General features: G+C 76.7%; 11 protein-coding genes. 6 read left to right on the top strand and 5 right to left on the bottom strand.

The genetic code is table 11. The features are described from left to right. Positions 1-2 precede the first annotated feature (2 nt). Together HH311_RS03900 and HH311_RS03895 are read right to left on the bottom strand one after the other, a co-directional pair. On the bottom strand, positions 3-566 hold the full coding sequence (locus tag HH311_RS03900; RefSeq protein WP_169182197.1) for a DUF2771 family protein: 564 nt from the start codon (positions 564-566) through the stop codon (positions 3-5). Then, positions 563-2,044 (bottom strand): MFS transporter, encoded by a 1,482-nt coding sequence (locus tag HH311_RS03895; RefSeq protein WP_312029930.1) that lies wholly within the window; start codon positions 2,042-2,044, stop codon positions 563-565. The genes HH311_RS03900 and HH311_RS03895 overlap by 4 nt, the downstream gene beginning before the upstream one ends. A 101-nt stretch (positions 2,045-2,145) precedes the next feature. On the opposite strand from HH311_RS03895, the gene mfd reads away from it, so the two are divergent. After that, on the top strand, positions 2,146-5,871 hold the full coding sequence (gene mfd, locus HH311_RS03890) for a transcription-repair coupling factor (RefSeq protein WP_169182195.1): 3,726 nt from the start codon (positions 2,146-2,148) through the stop codon (positions 5,869-5,871). Here the strand turns inward: mfd and HH311_RS03885 are convergent. Both HH311_RS03885 and HH311_RS03880 read right to left on the bottom strand, forming a co-directional pair. Next, positions 5,868-6,770 (bottom strand): MBL fold metallo-hydrolase, encoded by a 903-nt coding sequence (locus HH311_RS03885; protein ID WP_169182194.1) that lies wholly within the window; start codon positions 6,768-6,770, stop codon positions 5,868-5,870. The genes mfd and HH311_RS03885 overlap by 4 nt on opposite strands. Next, on the bottom strand, positions 6,767-7,015 hold the full coding sequence (locus HH311_RS03880; protein ID WP_169182193.1) for a hypothetical protein: 249 nt from the start codon (positions 7,013-7,015) through the stop codon (positions 6,767-6,769). Before HH311_RS03880 ends, HH311_RS03885 begins: the two co-directional genes overlap by 4 nt. Positions 7,016-7,080: 65 nt before the next feature. Here HH311_RS03880 and HH311_RS03875 point away from each other — a divergent pair, with 65 nt between their 5' ends. Then, positions 7,081-8,049, top strand: a complete 969-nt coding sequence (locus HH311_RS03875) for an asparaginase domain-containing protein (protein ID WP_169182192.1) — start codon at positions 7,081-7,083, stop codon at positions 8,047-8,049. Between the two features lie 105 nt (positions 8,050-8,154). Here HH311_RS03875 and HH311_RS03870 read toward each other — a convergent pair whose 3' ends face one another. Continuing rightward, complete coding sequence (locus HH311_RS03870) at positions 8,155-8,370, bottom strand: hypothetical protein (RefSeq protein ID WP_169182191.1); 216 nt, start codon at positions 8,368-8,370, stop codon at positions 8,155-8,157. Between HH311_RS03870 and HH311_RS32500 the strand changes: the two genes are divergently transcribed. The 4 genes from HH311_RS32500 to efeU all read left to right on the top strand — a co-directional run bounded on the left by HH311_RS32500 (position 8,342) and on the right by efeU (position 14,475). Beyond that, on the top strand, positions 8,342-11,392 hold the full coding sequence (locus tag HH311_RS32500; RefSeq protein ID WP_169182190.1) for a hypothetical protein: 3,051 nt from the start codon (positions 8,342-8,344) through the stop codon (positions 11,390-11,392). The genes HH311_RS03870 and HH311_RS32500 overlap by 29 nt on opposite strands. Positions 11,393-11,452: 60 nt before the next feature. Beyond that, entirely contained in the window at positions 11,453-12,571 is a 1,119-nt protein-coding gene (locus tag HH311_RS03860) for a hypothetical protein (RefSeq protein ID WP_169182189.1), read from the top strand. Continuing rightward, entirely contained in the window at positions 12,568-13,470 is a 903-nt protein-coding gene (locus tag HH311_RS03855; protein WP_312029929.1) for a MazG family protein, read from the top strand. The genes HH311_RS03860 and HH311_RS03855 overlap by 4 nt, the downstream gene beginning before the upstream one ends. Before the next feature lie 159 nt (positions 13,471-13,629). After that, a complete protein-coding gene (efeU, locus tag HH311_RS03850; RefSeq protein ID WP_169182188.1) occupies positions 13,630-14,475 on the top strand; it encodes an iron uptake transporter permease EfeU in 846 nt (281 codons plus the stop codon). Positions 14,476-14,528: the final 53 nt, after the last annotated feature.

Raw genomic sequence — 14,528 nt, 5'->3', positions numbered from 1 at the left:
TCTCAGCCGCTGACCAGCACCCAGGTCGAGCGCGTCGAGAACAGGCTCCCCTGGGGGGTCACCGTCTGGCTCGCCCCGAACTGCTGGACCTCGACGCGCTGCAGGCGCCAGCGCGGGTCCGGCAGGGCGAGCCGGAAGTGGCCGCTCGCGTTCGGCGCGAACACCTGGCTGCGGCCGCTCTGCTGCGCCCCGGTCTCGTCGAGGTAGGCGAACGCGACCTGCCACGGCGTCGCGAGCACGGCGTCGGGGACGGTGACGTCGACGGTGGTGCCGGGGGGCAGCGGGAGGGCGACGACGGCGGACGGGTCGTTCTCGCAGTCGGTCACCATGAGGTCGCAGTACACCGTGGGCGGCGCCTGCCGGGTCTGCCCGGCCGCGGCGAACGTGACCTCGCCCGGGTCGTCGGGCCCGGAGGTCAGGACGAGCGCGACGACGACGGCCGCGACGACGACCACGATCGCGACGACGGCGACCCACACCCACCGGGGCACGCCGCGCAGCCGCGCCCGCAGGCCGCCGTCGTGACCCTCCGGCACGGGGCGGGACTCCTGGTCGGGCGTCGTCACGACGTCGGCCGCCGGTGCGGGAGGAGCGATCGGCCGCGGGTGGTCAGCACGGTCTGCACGGTACCGACCGCCAGCACGCCGCTGATCACGGTGAACCCGAGCCACCACGTGGGCGGGAGCAGCACGCCCAGCGCGCCGCCGAACACCCAGGACAGCTGCAGGATCGTCTCCGAGCGCCCGAACGCCGAGGCCCGCGCGGCCTCGGGCAGGTCTCGCTGGACGACGGCGTCGAGGCACACCTTGAGCAGCGCGGACGCGGTGGCCGCGACGAGCGCGACGACGGCCGCCGTCACCACCCCGACGACGACGGCCGCGACCACCGACCCCGCGAGCCCCGCCACCAGGCCGGTGACGAGGACCCGGTTCGGCGCCTCGAAGCGGCGCCGGGCCCCGAGGGCGTTGCCGAGGAAGCCGCCCGCGCCGGCGGCGGCGCCGACGACGCCGAGCAGCAGCAGCTGGCGGCCCGGGGTGCCCTCGGTCTGGTGCTTGATCACGAACGCGGCGAACAGCGTGAGGAAGCCGGTGAGGGTGCGGATCGTGCCGTTGGCCCAGAGGGCGGTGACGACCTGGCCGCTCATCGGCACCCGCGGGGCGCGACGGCGGGTGGTGCCCGGCCGGCGGATGAGGGTGGTCACGGCCTCGCCCTCGGTGACCTCCACCCACGCCGGGATGCGCAGGCACAGCCACACGCCGACCGCGCAGATCACCGCGGTGAGCCAGGCCGCGCCGGTCGAGCCGAACAGGTAGGACACGCCGGCGCCGAGCGCGCCGAACACCCCCGACGCGACGAGCCCGAAGACGGTGAGGCGCGAGTTCGTCGTGACCAGCGTGATGCCGGGCGGGAGCACCCGCGGGGTGACCGCCGCCTTGAGGACCCCGAACGACTTGGAGAGCACCAGGATCCCCAGCGCGGCCGGGTAGAGCGCCCAGGTGTCCATGAACAGGGCGAGCACGACGGCGAGGGCGCCCTGGCCCGCCGTTGACGCGGCCAGGGCGAGGCGGCGGCCGCGCTGGATCCGGTCGAGCAGGGGACCGATGACCGGGGCGACCACCGCGAACGGGGCGACGGTGATGAGCAGGTAGAGGGCGACCTTGTCCTTGGACTCCGCGCTCGCGGCCGAGAAGAACAGGGTGTTGGCCAGCGCGACGGCGAGCGTCGCGTCCGAGGCGTAGTTCGCCATCCACGCGTAGGTGAGCGCGGTCAGCCCGGACCGGTCGGCCCCGTCCGCCGAGGCCGCCCGGTGGAAGGCGCGGACCCCGGCCCGCGTCAGGGTGCGGGCGCGCCAGGCGGCGACGCGGGTGACGGTGATCTTCTTCGGGCCGGGGTCCTGCGGTGTGTCAGCGGTGTCGCATCGCTGACGTCCAGTGTCAGTTTCCGTGCACTCATCGATCGGGATACCCCGGCCGGTGCTCCGCCGACGGCGACCCGCCGACCACCCCGGACGCCCGGGGTCGGGGGAGGGGCCGGCGCGGGTCACCCCTCCATGGTCGCCCACCACGCCCGGGGAAGGCCCGAGGCCGTCAGGGCGTTCTCGTAAGCTGGAACCGATCGACACACCGCTTTCTGCGAAGGGCTCTGGTGTCCTCCTCCGACACTTCCCCGGGGCGCACACCCCTGTCCGGGCTCGCCCCGTCCCTGCTGGCCGACCCCGGGCTGCGCTCGGTCGTCGACGCCGCGGGCCGGGACGCCGCCGTCGAGGGCCCGACGGCGCTGCGTCCCCTGCTGGCCGCGGCCCTGGCGGCCGACCCCGCGGACGGCGACGCCGACACCGGCGGCGCCGGCCGCACCGCCCTCGTCGTCACCGCCACCGAGCGCGAGGCCGAGGAGCTGGCGGCCGCCGTCGAGGACCTGCTCGGCGAGGACGCCGTTGCCTACCTGCCCAGCTGGGAGACGCTGCCGCACGAGCGGCTGTCCCCACGGGCCGACACCGTGGGCCGCCGGGTCGCGATCCTGCGCCGCCTGGCCCACCCGGAGCTCGACCCGCGCGGCCGGCTGCACGTCGTCACCACCGCCACCCGCAGCCTCATCCAGCCGCTCGTGCCCGGGCTCGGCGAGCTCGAGCCCGTCGTGCTGCGCGAGGGCACCGAGATCGAGCTCGAGGCGCTCACCGAGCGCCTGGTCGACCTCGCGTACGCGCGCGTGGAGATGGTCGAGAAGCGCGGCGAGTTCGCGGTGCGCGGCGGGATCGTCGACCTCTTCCCGCCGACGGCCGAGTCCCCGGTGCGCATCGAGTTCTGGGGCGACGAGGTCTCGGAGATGCGCTGCTTCTCGGTGGCCGACCAGCGCTCGCTGCCCGACTCGGCCGAGGCGCGGCCCACCGAGGTCGTCGCCCCGCCGTGCCGCGAGCTGCTGCTGACCGCCGACGTCCGCGAGCGGGCCGCGAGGCTCGCCGACGAGCACGTCGGCACCGGCTCGTTCGGCGGCGACAAGGCGCTGCACGAGCTGCTCGGCAAGGTCGCCGCCGGGATCCCCACCGAGGGCATGGAGTCGCTGATCCCGGCGCTGCTGCCGGGCGACCTCGTGACGCTGCCGGAACTGCTGGGAGAGGGCGCGCACGTCGTCGTGTGCCACCCCGAGCGCGTCGAGCGCCGCGCCGCCGACCTCGTGCGCACCGGGCAGGAGTTCCTCGAGGCGAGCTGGCTCGTGGCCGCCGACTCCACCGAGGGCAGCGCCCCCATCGACCTCGGCGCCTCGGCCTACCGCGACGTCGACATCGTCCGCGCCGCCGCACGGACCGCGGGGCACCCGTGGTGGACGCTCTCCAGCCTCGCCACCGACCCCGACCTCGAGGACGACTCGGTCACCCGGGACGGCGTGCGGGTGGTCCGTACCGGCCTGTCCGGCGTCGAGTCCTACCGCGGCGACTGGGAGAAGGCCGCCGTCGACCTGCGCGCCCACGCCGCCGCCGGCGGTGCGGCGCTCGTCGTCGTCCCCGCCGTGGGCACGGCGCAGCGGGCGGTCGAGCAGCTGCGGGAGTTCGTCGGCGAGGACGTCCCGGTCACCCTGGACGACGAGGCCGGCGCCCCGCGGGCGGGGCGGATCACCGTCGCCCGCGGCCGGCTCGGCGACGGGTTCGTCGCCCCGGAGAGCCGGCTGGTCCTGCTCACCGAGGCCGACCTCACCGGCTCCCGCGCCGGCACCGGGTCCACGCCCACCAAGCGCGCCGCCGTCAAGCGCCGCAACGCCGTCGACCCGCTGACGCTGCAGGCCGGCGACTACGTCGTCCACGCCCAGCACGGCATCGGCAAGTTCGTCGAGATGACCCAGCGGACCACCGGCACCGGCAAGGCCGCGACCACCCGCGAGTACCTCGTGCTGGAGTACTCGTCCTCCAAGCGCGGCCAGGCCAGCGACCGGCTCTTCGTGCCGACCGACCAGCTCGACCAGGTCAGCCGCTACGTCGGCGGGGAGCTGCCCACGCTGAACAAGCTGGGCGGCTCGGACTGGTCGAAGACCAAGTCGAAGGCCCGCAAGGCGGTCCGCGACATCGCGGCCAGCCTCGTCCAGCTCTACGCCGCCCGGCAGGCCGCGCCGGGGCACGCGTTCGCCCCGGACACGCCGTGGCAGCGCGAGATGGAGGACGCCTTCCCCTACACCGAGACGCCCGACCAGGCCTCCGCGATCGACGAGGTCAAGGCCGACATGGAGAAGGCGGTCCCCATGGACCGGGTGGTCTCCGGCGACGTCGGCTACGGCAAGACCGAGATCGCGGTGCGGGCGGCGTTCAAGGCGGTGCAGGACGGCAAGCAGGTCGCGGTGCTGGTCCCGACGACGCTGCTGGCCCAGCAGCACCTGCAGACGTTCACCGAGCGCATGCGGAACTTCCCGGTGACGGTGAAGGGGCTCTCCCGCTTCACCCCGGGCAAGGAGGCCGACGCGACGATCCGCGGGCTGGCCGACGGCAGCGTCGACGTCGTCGTCGGGACCCACCGCCTGCTGCAGACCGGGATCACGTGGAAGGACCTCGGCCTCGTCGTCATCGACGAGGAGCAGCGCTTCGGCGTGGAGCACAAGGAGCACATCACCGGGCTGCGCGCCCACGTCGACATGCTCTCGATGTCGGCGACGCCGATCCCGCGCACGCTGGAGATGAGCCTGGCCGGCATCCGCGAGCTGTCGACGATCCTCACCCCGCCCGAGGAGCGGCACCCGACGCTGACCTACGTCGGCGCCCACGACGAGAAGCAGGTCGCGGCGGCGATCCGCCGCGAGCTGCTGCGCGACGGCCAGGTCTTCTACATCCACAACCGGGTGTCCTCGATCGACGACGCCGCCGCCACGCTGCGCCGGCTCGTGCCCGAGGCCCGCATCGCCACCGCCCACGGGCAGATGGCCGAGGAGCGGCTCGAGCGCACCGTCAACGAGTTCTGGGAGCGCGAGCACGACGTCCTGGTCTGCACGACGATCGTCGAGAACGGCCTGGACATCTCCAACGCCAACACGCTGATCGTCGAGCGCTCGGACACGCTCGGCCTGTCCCAGCTCCACCAGCTGCGCGGGCGCGTCGGGCGCGGCCGGGAGCGGGGCTACGCCTACTTCCTCTACCCCAACGACAAGCCGCTGACCGAGACGTCGCACGAGCGGCTCGCCACGATCGCGCAGCACTCCGAGCTGGGTGCGGGCACCGCGGTCGCGATGAAGGACCTCGAGATCCGCGGCGCGGGCAACATCCTCGGCGCGGAGCAGTCCGGCCACATCGCGGGGGTGGGCTTCGACCTCTACGTCCGGCTCGTCGGCGAGGCGGTGGAGGCGTTCAAGAAGCACACCGGGGCCGCGGGCGCCGACGAGGAGGAGCCGCTCGCGGAGGTGCGGGTCGACCTGCCGATCGACGCGCACGTGCCGCACGACTACGTCGACACCGAGCGGCTGCGCCTCGACGTCTACCGCAAGATCGCCGAGGCGGCCGACGGGCCGGCGCTCGACGCGGTGCGCGAGGAGCTCGTCGACCGCTACGGCGAGCCGCCGACACCGGTCACCAACCTGCTCGCGGTCGCCGCGTTCCGGCAGGCGTGCCGCCGGTACGGCATCACCGAGGTGGCCGGGCAGGGCAACCAGATCCGGTTCGCGCCGGTCGACCTGCCGGAGTCGGCGCAGATGCGGCTCAAGCGGCTGCACCCGCGGGCGCAGCTGAAGGCCGCGTCGCAGACGCTGTCGCTGCCCAAGCCGACCGAGGGCCAGTCGGGGGCCGGCGGCGCCCGGGGCCCGGTGAAGATGGGCGCCCCGCCGCTGCGCGACCTCGAGCTGCTGGCCTGGTGCGAGCAGCTGTTCGTCGCGCTCTACGGGGAGCGCCCCGCGGCGGCCTAGGTGAAGGGCGTGAACCCGGACGCGTAGCCGAGCTCGCAGAGCTCGGTGTCCGGCGCCCGCCGCGCCACCGCCTCGCGGATCGGCCCGACGTCCACCGCGCCCGCGAACCCGGGCAGCCAGTCGTCGTGGTGCGAGAGCACGAGGCGGCGCGGCGCCATCCACGCGGCCTCCTGGGCGACGAAGTCGGCGAGTGACCCCTGCACGGGTTCGCCGTCGACGTTGGCGCGCCCGGCGGCCGCGAGGATCGCGACATCGGGCGACTCGCCGGCGAGCACCCCGGTCCAGGCCCCGACGGTGTCCTGCACCAGCAGCGAGCCCTCCGAGGTCTCGACGACGTAGACCAGCGCGCCGCCGTCGCCGCGCTCGCCCTGCGAGGCGGCCCGCAGGTGCGCGAGCACGTCCGGCCCGAGCGCCGGCAGGCCCGCGAACATCGCGGCGATCCGCTCCTGGCGCTCCTGCCAGGTCACGCCCAGCTCGCCCAGGCACACCTGGTCGGCGGCCGGGAACGAGGTCTCCGACCAGATGCAGGAGTGCAGGCCCGGCAGCACGCGCACCGTCGTCGCCTCGTCGAGCCGGATCCGCTCACCGCCCGCGACCGGCACCAGCTGCTCCTCGGGCACCCCGCAGGCGGCCATCACGCGGATGCTCTCGTAGGACCCGACGATGCGGGCCCCGGTCGCGGCGAGCCGTTCGGCGCCGTAGAGGTGGTCGAAGTGCGCGTGCCCGACGAGCACCCAGTCGCCCGGGCCCATCCCCGCCGCGACGTCCGCGACGCCGACCCCGCTCTGCGGGGCGTCGGGCACCCGGTCCAGGTAGGCGTCGAGCATCACCGTCAGGCCCTCGGCGGTGACCAGGCGGAACGTCGCGCAGCCGTACCAGTCGAGGGTCGCGGTGGTCATCCGCCCAGCGTAGGGAGCAGCAGGACCAGCCCGCCCGTCGTCTGCCCGTTCCCGCCGGCGCCCCCGCCGCAGGAGGCCGCGGTGAACAGCACGATCGCGAGGACCACGAGCACGGCGATGAACACGCCGACGAAGACCCCGGCCGGCACCCGCGTCCGCGGGGGCTTCTGCTCGGCGCCGGGCGGCTTCTCGAACAGGGTCGGCTGCTCGGGAGGGCGGGACAGGCGGTCGTCGTTTCGTGGCACACGGAGGCGTACCCCCGTTCATCGGCACGTCACGCGCCTGTGACGACCCCCCTAGGGTCACGCCCGTGACCCGACTCGCCCTGCTCGCCACCGGAGGCACGATCGCGACGCGCGCCGGCGCCGCCGGGCGGGCGGTCGCGGTGGACGCGGCCGGGCTGCTCGCGGCCGCAGCGATCCCGGACGGGGTCGAGGTCACGACGACGGACGTGGCCGGGCGGCTCTCCTTCGCCGCCGGTCTCGACGACCTGGCCGCCCTGGCGCGCACGGTCCGCGACGCGGCGGCCGGGCACGACGGGGTCGTCCTCACCCACGGCACGGACACGCTGGAGGAGACCGCGGCGCTGCTCGCGCTCACCCACGACCGCGCCACCCCGGTGACGATCACCGGCGCGCAGCGGCCGTTCGACGACCCCGCGCCCGACGGCCCCGGCAACCTCACCGCGGCGCTGCGCTGGGCCGCGCACGGCCGCCCCGGGGTGACGGTCACCTTCGCCGGCCAGGTGCTGCCCGCGGTCGGCGTGCGCAAGGTGCACACCGCGGCGCTCACGGCGTTCGCCGCGCCGGGCCGGGGACCGCTGGCGGAGGTCGACGACGCCGGGGTGCGCGAGCACGCGGTCGCCCCCGACGCCTCGCTGGGCGACCCGCCCGCCGAGCTGCCGCGGGTCGACGTCGTCGCCCAGTACGTCGGGGCCGACGCGCACGCCCTCGACGCCGCGGTCGCGGCCGGGGCGCGGGGGGTGGTGATCGCGGCGTTCGGGGCCGGCAACGCCACGCCCGCCGTCGTCGACTCCGCCCGGGCGCTGCTCGCCCGCGGCGTGCCCGTCGCGGTCGCGAGCCGGACCGGCGCCGGCCCGGTCGAGGGCCTCTACGCCGGGGGCGGCGCCGAGCTCGCGCGGGCGGGTGCGCTCTTCGCCGGGGACCTCTCGCCATGGCAGACCCGGCTGCTGCTCGCCGTCGCGCTCGCGACCGCGCCGGACGACCCGCTCGGCGCGGCGCGGGCGTGGGCGGCCCGGGTGGGTGTCACCGCGAGCTGACGATCTGCGCGTCAGAGCGTTTCGATGTTCACCCGTTCGGGCCAGATACCTGGGAACTTCACCCAGGGTGTGTGCACGCGCAGCTTCCTAGATTCACGCTGCGCGTCACCCGTCGGAGTGGCGCAGGGACGCCGTCGGCGAGGGCGGCACGAGTTTCCGGGGCGGCAGGGTGGCGCGCGAAGCGAGGGCAACGGTCGCGACGACGACGGCGGGTCGTGGCTGGTGGCCGCGGTGGTGGCTGGTGGTGGTCGCGGCGGCGGCGTTGGTGCTGCCGTTGGGGGTGTGCTCGCCGGTGGCCTCGGCGTCCCCGACGGTGCTCACCCCGGCGGGGGCGGCGTTGTTGGCGCGGGCGGTGTCGTACGACCCGCGCTCGGGGGAGGTGTTCCAGGCCGACCCGACGACCTCGTCGCTGCGGGTGTTCCGGCCCGACGCGCACGGTGGCTACACCCAGGTCCAGTCGGTGCCGGTGGGCGCCGGCCCGGTCTCGACGGTGTTCGACGCCGTCAGCGGGCACGTGCTGACCGCGGACCGGCGCGGGGGCACGGTGACCACGCTGGCGCGCGGCGGTGACGGCTCGTGGTCGTCGCTGGGCTCCACCCCGGTCGGGTTCGCCCCGGCGGTGGTGGTCGTCGAGCGGGCCACCGGGGTGGTGCACGCGGCCAGTGCGCCCGGCGCCGGGGGCGCGGGGACGACCGCGACGCTGACCCCGACCACGACGATCAGGTCCCAGGGCTCCGGGTCCGGCGCCGGGAAGGTCACCTCCCCCTCGGCGGGGTCGATGCCGGCGGGGTGGGCGCCGTCGTCGTGGTCGGGCTACACGGTGACCACGGGGAACGGCTACATCGCGCTGACCAACGCGCGGACGAACACCGAGTACTGCTTCGGGACCTGCACGAACGTCGCGGTGGGCATCGCCGGGGTGAACGGCGGCACGGGCGGCACCGCCTACTGCATCGGGACCTGCACCAACGTCGCCACCGGCGCGGCCGGGACGAGCTCGACCACCGGCGGCACCGGGGGCACCGGTGGCGCCGGGGGGACGGCGTACTGCTTCGGGACGTGCACCAACGTGGCCACCGGCGGCGCCGGCGGCTCCTCGTCGGGCGGGGCGAGTGCGTCCGGCGGCAACGGCGGGGCCGGGGGCACGGCGGTCTGCTACGGCTCCTGCACGAACGTCGGCTCCGGCGGGGCCGGCGGATCCGCCACCGCGGTCGGCGCGGACGGCGCCGCCGGGACGGCTGATCACCCGGCCGGCGGTGACGGGCAGGCCGCGACCGCGACCGCGGGAACCGGTGGCGCCGGCGGCAAGGCCGTCGTCAACGGACGCGGCGGCACCGGCACGGCCGGGACCACCGGAACCGCGACCGCCACCGGGGGCCGAGGCGGTGACGCCTACACCGGTGCCGCCACCGGCACCCTGGACACCGCGACGAACACGGTGACCGCGACCGGCGCGGCGGGTGGTCGCGGCGGCGACGCCACGGCGACCGGCAACGCCGCCTCGACCGCGACCCCGGGCGGCGGCGGGAACGGTCAGGCCGCCACGGCGACCGGCGCCGTCGGCGGGCCTCCGACGGAGCCGGCCGAGATCTCGTCGACCTACCCCTTCACCTTGATCGTGAACGGCGGTGGCGACGGCCAGTCCGCGTTGGCCACCGGCGGCGCCGGGGGCGACGGCGGCCGCGGGGTCGTCAACGGGGCCCAGACCTCCCAGGGCCGCGGCGGCGCAGGCGGCGCAGCCACCGCGACCGGCGGCGACGGCGCCGGCAACGGTTCGGCGAGGGTTGGCGCGACGAGCGTCGACCCCATCCCGGTGATCGTCAGCGGGGGCAACGGCGGCAACGGCGGTGACGCCACCGCCACCGCCGGGGCCAACGGTGCCGGCGGGCCCGCCGGCTACGGGGTCGCCACCGCCACCGGCGGCCGCGGCGCCGACGGCACCGACAACCAGGCCCTCGCCGGCCACGGTACCGACGCCACCAGCGCGGTCACCCCCGACGGCGGCAACGGGGCCGCCGCGATCGCCGTCGGCGGCAACGGCGGCAACGGCGGCCGCGCGACCACCAACACCGGTCAGAACCAGAACCCCGGCCAGGGCGGGGCGGGCGGCGACGCGACCGCCTCGGCCGGTCGCGGCGGCAACGGCTACACCGACGCCGTCGGCACCTACGACGCCGACACCAACACGGTGACCGCCACCGGTGGGGACGGCGGCCTCGGCGGCGACGCCACCGCCACCGCCGGGCACGGTGGGCTCTCCGGCGACGGCACCACCCACGCCGCCGACGGCACCGCCACCGCCACCCCGGGCGCCGGCGGCAACGGCGGCTCCGCCACCGCCAACGGCGCCGACGGCGCCGCCGGAACGGACGGGCCGGCCGGTTTCGGCCTCGGGGGCGTCGGGAGCCCGGGTAGTCCGGGCGGCGCTGGTGGCCCCGGGCAGAACGCCGTCGCGGTCGGCGGCACCGGCGGCGCCGGCGGCAGCGCGACCGAGAACGGCACCGTCACCGGCCAGGGCGCCACCGGCCAGGGCGGCGACGCCACCGCCACCGGCGGGAAGGGCGGGGCGGGGGGCACCGGCGGTGCCGGCGGCGACGCCCGCCTCGACGGGACGAACAACCCCGTGGGTGGGTTCGGAAACGCCGGCGGCGCCGGTGGAGCCGGTGGCTCGGCCACCGCCACCGCCGGGAGCGGGAGCAACGCCCCCTCGGCCACGGCAGCGGCCGGCGCGGGCGGCGCCGGTGGGACCGGCGGGACCGGCGGCCATGCGCCCAACTCGGGGTCGACTCTCTCCTACGGTGGCGCCGGCGGCGCGGGCGGCTCCGGAGGGTCCGCCGGATCCGCGAGCGCGGTCAGCAGCGGAGGCGGTACGGTGACCGGCTCCGCGGGCCCCGGGGGCGCCGGCGGCGCCGGGGGTGCCGGCGGCACCGCCGGCGACACCACCAGCCCCAACCCGGGGGGCGCCACCCCGTTGGGTGGCGCCGGGGGAGCCGGCGGCGCCGGGGGTGCCGCCGGGACGATCACCGTGAGCAACGGCCCGGTCACGGCCTCCGGATCCTCCTCGGCCGGCGACGGCGGCGCCGGGGGGCGCGGCGGGTCCGGGGAGTCCCCGGACGGTCGCGGCTCCGGCGGCCCCGGCGGCGCCGGGGGGAGCGGCGCCCGAGGCGGGGACGGCGGGGCGGGCGGCGACGGCGGCGACAGCGGCTTCGGCGGCAACGGTGGCGCCGGCGGCCACGGCACCACCGCCGGCGGCAACGGCGGCAACGGCGGCTCGCCCGGCGGCCAGGGCGGCGCCGGCGGCAGCGGGGGCATCAGCAACGGCACCGCCGGCAGCAACGGCTGACACCCCGTCCGGCCCCGGGCACCACCCGGGGCCGGGACAGCCCCGTGAGAAGGTGACCCGGTGCCCGGGTGCCCACGGCCACGCCGCCGTCTCCTCCCCGCGCTCGCCGCGGGACTGACCGCCCTCGGCGTCCTCACCTCCTGCGCCTCGACCGACGGCACCGGCGCCCCGCAGCCCGGGCCGGGGGTGGCCGCCGTCGTCGGCGACCACGTGGTGACGACGGACCTGCTCACCCAGCGGATCCGCACGGCGGCGCCGGACCTCGCGCAGTCGCTCGCCGCCCAGGCCGACCCGGGGTCCGGCCGCCAGGGCGGGTCGCCGCTCGACCCCGAGACCCTCGCCGACGAGAGCCGGGAGCTGCTGAGCACCGCCGTGCTGCACGAGGTGATCGCCGAGGCGAGCCGGCGCGAGGGCATCGTCGTGCCGCCCGCCGAGGTCGACGCGCAGGTCGCGGCGGCGGGCGGGCCGCAGGCCGCGGCAGGCTCGGGCTACGACCCGGCGACGCTGCGCGAGCTCGTGGCCGACCAGATCGCCGTCGCCGAGATCGGTCGTCGCGAGTTCGACCGCCTGGCCGTCACGGTGGACATCGGGACGTTCCCGACGCGTGCCGACGCCGCCCGGGCCGCGGACCGGCTCGCGACCGACGCGGGGACGGGGGCCCTCGACGGGCTCGGGCCGGACGCGAGGGTGCTCGACACGACGCTGCGCCCGGGGTCGGTGACCCCGGGCGCGCGGGTGCGGACGGCGTCGTCGCTGGTCTTCGGGCTGCCCGACCGCACCGTGAGCATCTCCGGGCCGCCCGGGCCGCCCGGGTCGCCGGGGCAGCCGGCGCCGGACCCGTCGACGCAGGCCTGGACCGTCGTGCGCGTGCGCGACCGGGACCTCGCCGCCCCGCCGCCCGGGGCCGACGCGGTGCCGGCGGCGCTCGTCGACCCCACCACGATGATCCAGTTCGGGCTGCGCGCGGTCCAGCCGCTGGCGCAGCAGCTCGGCGTCTCGATCAACCCCCGCTACGGGGTCTGGGACCCGACGCAGGAGCGGGTCGCGCCGACCGCGGCGGAGGCGGGCACCGTCGCACCGCTGCGGGTCGCGATCCCGGTCCCGCCGCAGGTGCCCGCGAGCCCACCGCCGGCGGGGTCGGCCCCCGTCCCCACCCCGGCCCCGGTGCCGGCGCCGTGAGCGGTCCGGTCACGGTCCCGGTCGACCCACGGCTGGGCGCGGTCCTGCCCGCGCGGGCCGTGCGCCTCGTCGCCGCGGCCCCCGTCGTGCTGCTCGACCCGACGCTGCCGCCCGCGCTCGCCCGGCGCTTCGCCGACGACCTCGGTGCGGTGCCGGCCGGGGGCGAGCCCCCGGAGGGTGCGGTGCTCCTCGTGCCCGCCCCCGATCCGGACGCCCCGGCCGGAGCGGAGCTGCTCGAGGCGGTGGCGGTGATGGACCGGCTCCGTTCACCCGGCGGCTGCCCCTGGGACGCCGAGCAGACCCACGAGAGCCTGCTGCGCTACCTGGTCGAGGAGACCTACGAGCTCTACGACGCGCTGGCCGTCGGCGACGTCGCCGCGACCCGCGAGGAGCTCGGCGACGTGCTCCTCCAGGTGCTCTTCCACGCCCGGGTCGCGGCGGAGTCGCCGGACGGCTTCGACGTCGACGCCGTGGCCGCCGAGCTCGTGGCCAAGCTCGTGGGCCGGCACCCGCACGTGTTCGCGGGCGAGGCCGGCGTCGTGACCTCGGGCGACCAGGACGTGCGCTGGGAGGAGCTCAAGGCCACCGAGAAGCGCCGGGACTCGGTGCTCGACGGGGTCGCGCTCGCCCAGCCCGCCGCCGCGCTGCTCGCCAAGTACGTCAGCCGGGCGAAGCGCGCCGGGGTCCCGCCGGACCTCCTCGCCGCCGCGGTGCCCGAGGGGGCGCCGGCCGCCGTCGTCGGGTCGTACCTCACGGGCGGCGACCCCGAGGGTGAGCTCCGCGCGGCGGCGACCGCCCTCGGCGAGCGCCTCCGGGCAGTAGAGGCAAGGCTGCCCGCACCCACGAACGGGGAGCCCCGCCGCACCACGCCCGAGGACTGGCGAACGCACTGGCAGTGACCGATTCCTCCCGATTCCGCGGCCCATCACTCGGAAGGGTCACGGAGATCGCTCCGTCTTTCCCGCGCCGGGCGCTTGACGTGAAGGTGAGGCAAACCTAAGACTGCCGCCAGCGCGAGGACCGCCCCGGTCCCCGCGGATCGTGGAGGAGGCGCGGCGGTGCTGGCGACGTTCGTCATCGGACTCCGGGAGGGACTGGAGGCGGCCCTCATCGTGGGCATCGTCGCCGGGTTCCTCCGCCGCCGCGGCGACCGCGCGGCGCTGCGCCCGATGTGGGCGGGCGTGGCGCTCGCCGTCGTGATCTGCCTCGTCGTCGCCGTGGTCCTCGAGGTCGTCTCGGCCGACCTGCCCCAGCAGGGGCAGGAAGGGCTGGAGACGGTGATCGGCCTCGTCGCCGTCGGGATGATCACCTACATGATCGTGTGGATGCGCAAGCACGCGCGGTCCATGCGCGGCGAGCTCGAGCGGGCGGCCGAGTCGGCCCTGGCGCGGGGCTCGACGTGGGCGCTCGTCGCGATGGCCTTCCTCGCGGTCCTCCGCGAGGGCTTCGAGACCACGGTCTTCCTGCTCGCCGCCTTCCAGTCGTCGACGAGCCCGGCCGCCGCCGGCGGGGGCGCGGCCCTCGGCATCCTCGTCGCGATCGCCCTCGGCTACGGCATCTACCGCGGCTCGGTCCACATCGACCTCGCCCGGTTCTTCACGGTCACCGCCGTGTTCCTCGTGCTCGTCGCCGCGGGCCTGCTCGTCAGCGCCGTCCACACCGCCCACGAGGCGGGCTGGGTGAACGTCGGCCAGACCACGGTCGCCGACCTGTCGGCCGTCGTGCAGCCCGGCACCCCGATCTCCTCGCTGCTCACCGGCGTGCTCGGCATCCAGCCGCAGCCGACGCTCATCGAGGTCGTCGCCTGGTTCGTCTACCTGGTGCCGATGCTCGTGTTCGTCCTCTGGCCCGTGCGCCGGTCGTCGCGCTCCTCCGCGTCGGCCACCGCCGGCGCCGCCGCCTGACCGGCCCGCTCCCGCCCGCCCGCGGAGGCACCGTCCGTCCTCCGCCGTCCGAA

Origin of the sequence: Actinomycetospora sp. TBRC 11914, from assembly GCF_012933465.1 — a bacterium.
Lineage (GTDB): Bacteria > Actinomycetota > Actinomycetes > Mycobacteriales > Pseudonocardiaceae > Actinomycetospora.
The sequence above is the reverse complement of the archived record's forward strand: the minus strand, read 5'-3'. Positions and strand labels throughout refer to the sequence as shown.

Excerpts from the sequence above, each read along its gene's own strand:
- HH311_RS03885 (WP_169182194.1), bottom strand. The coding sequence starts at position 6,770 with ATGACCACCGCGACCCTCGACTGGTACGGCTGCGCGACGTTCCGCCTG.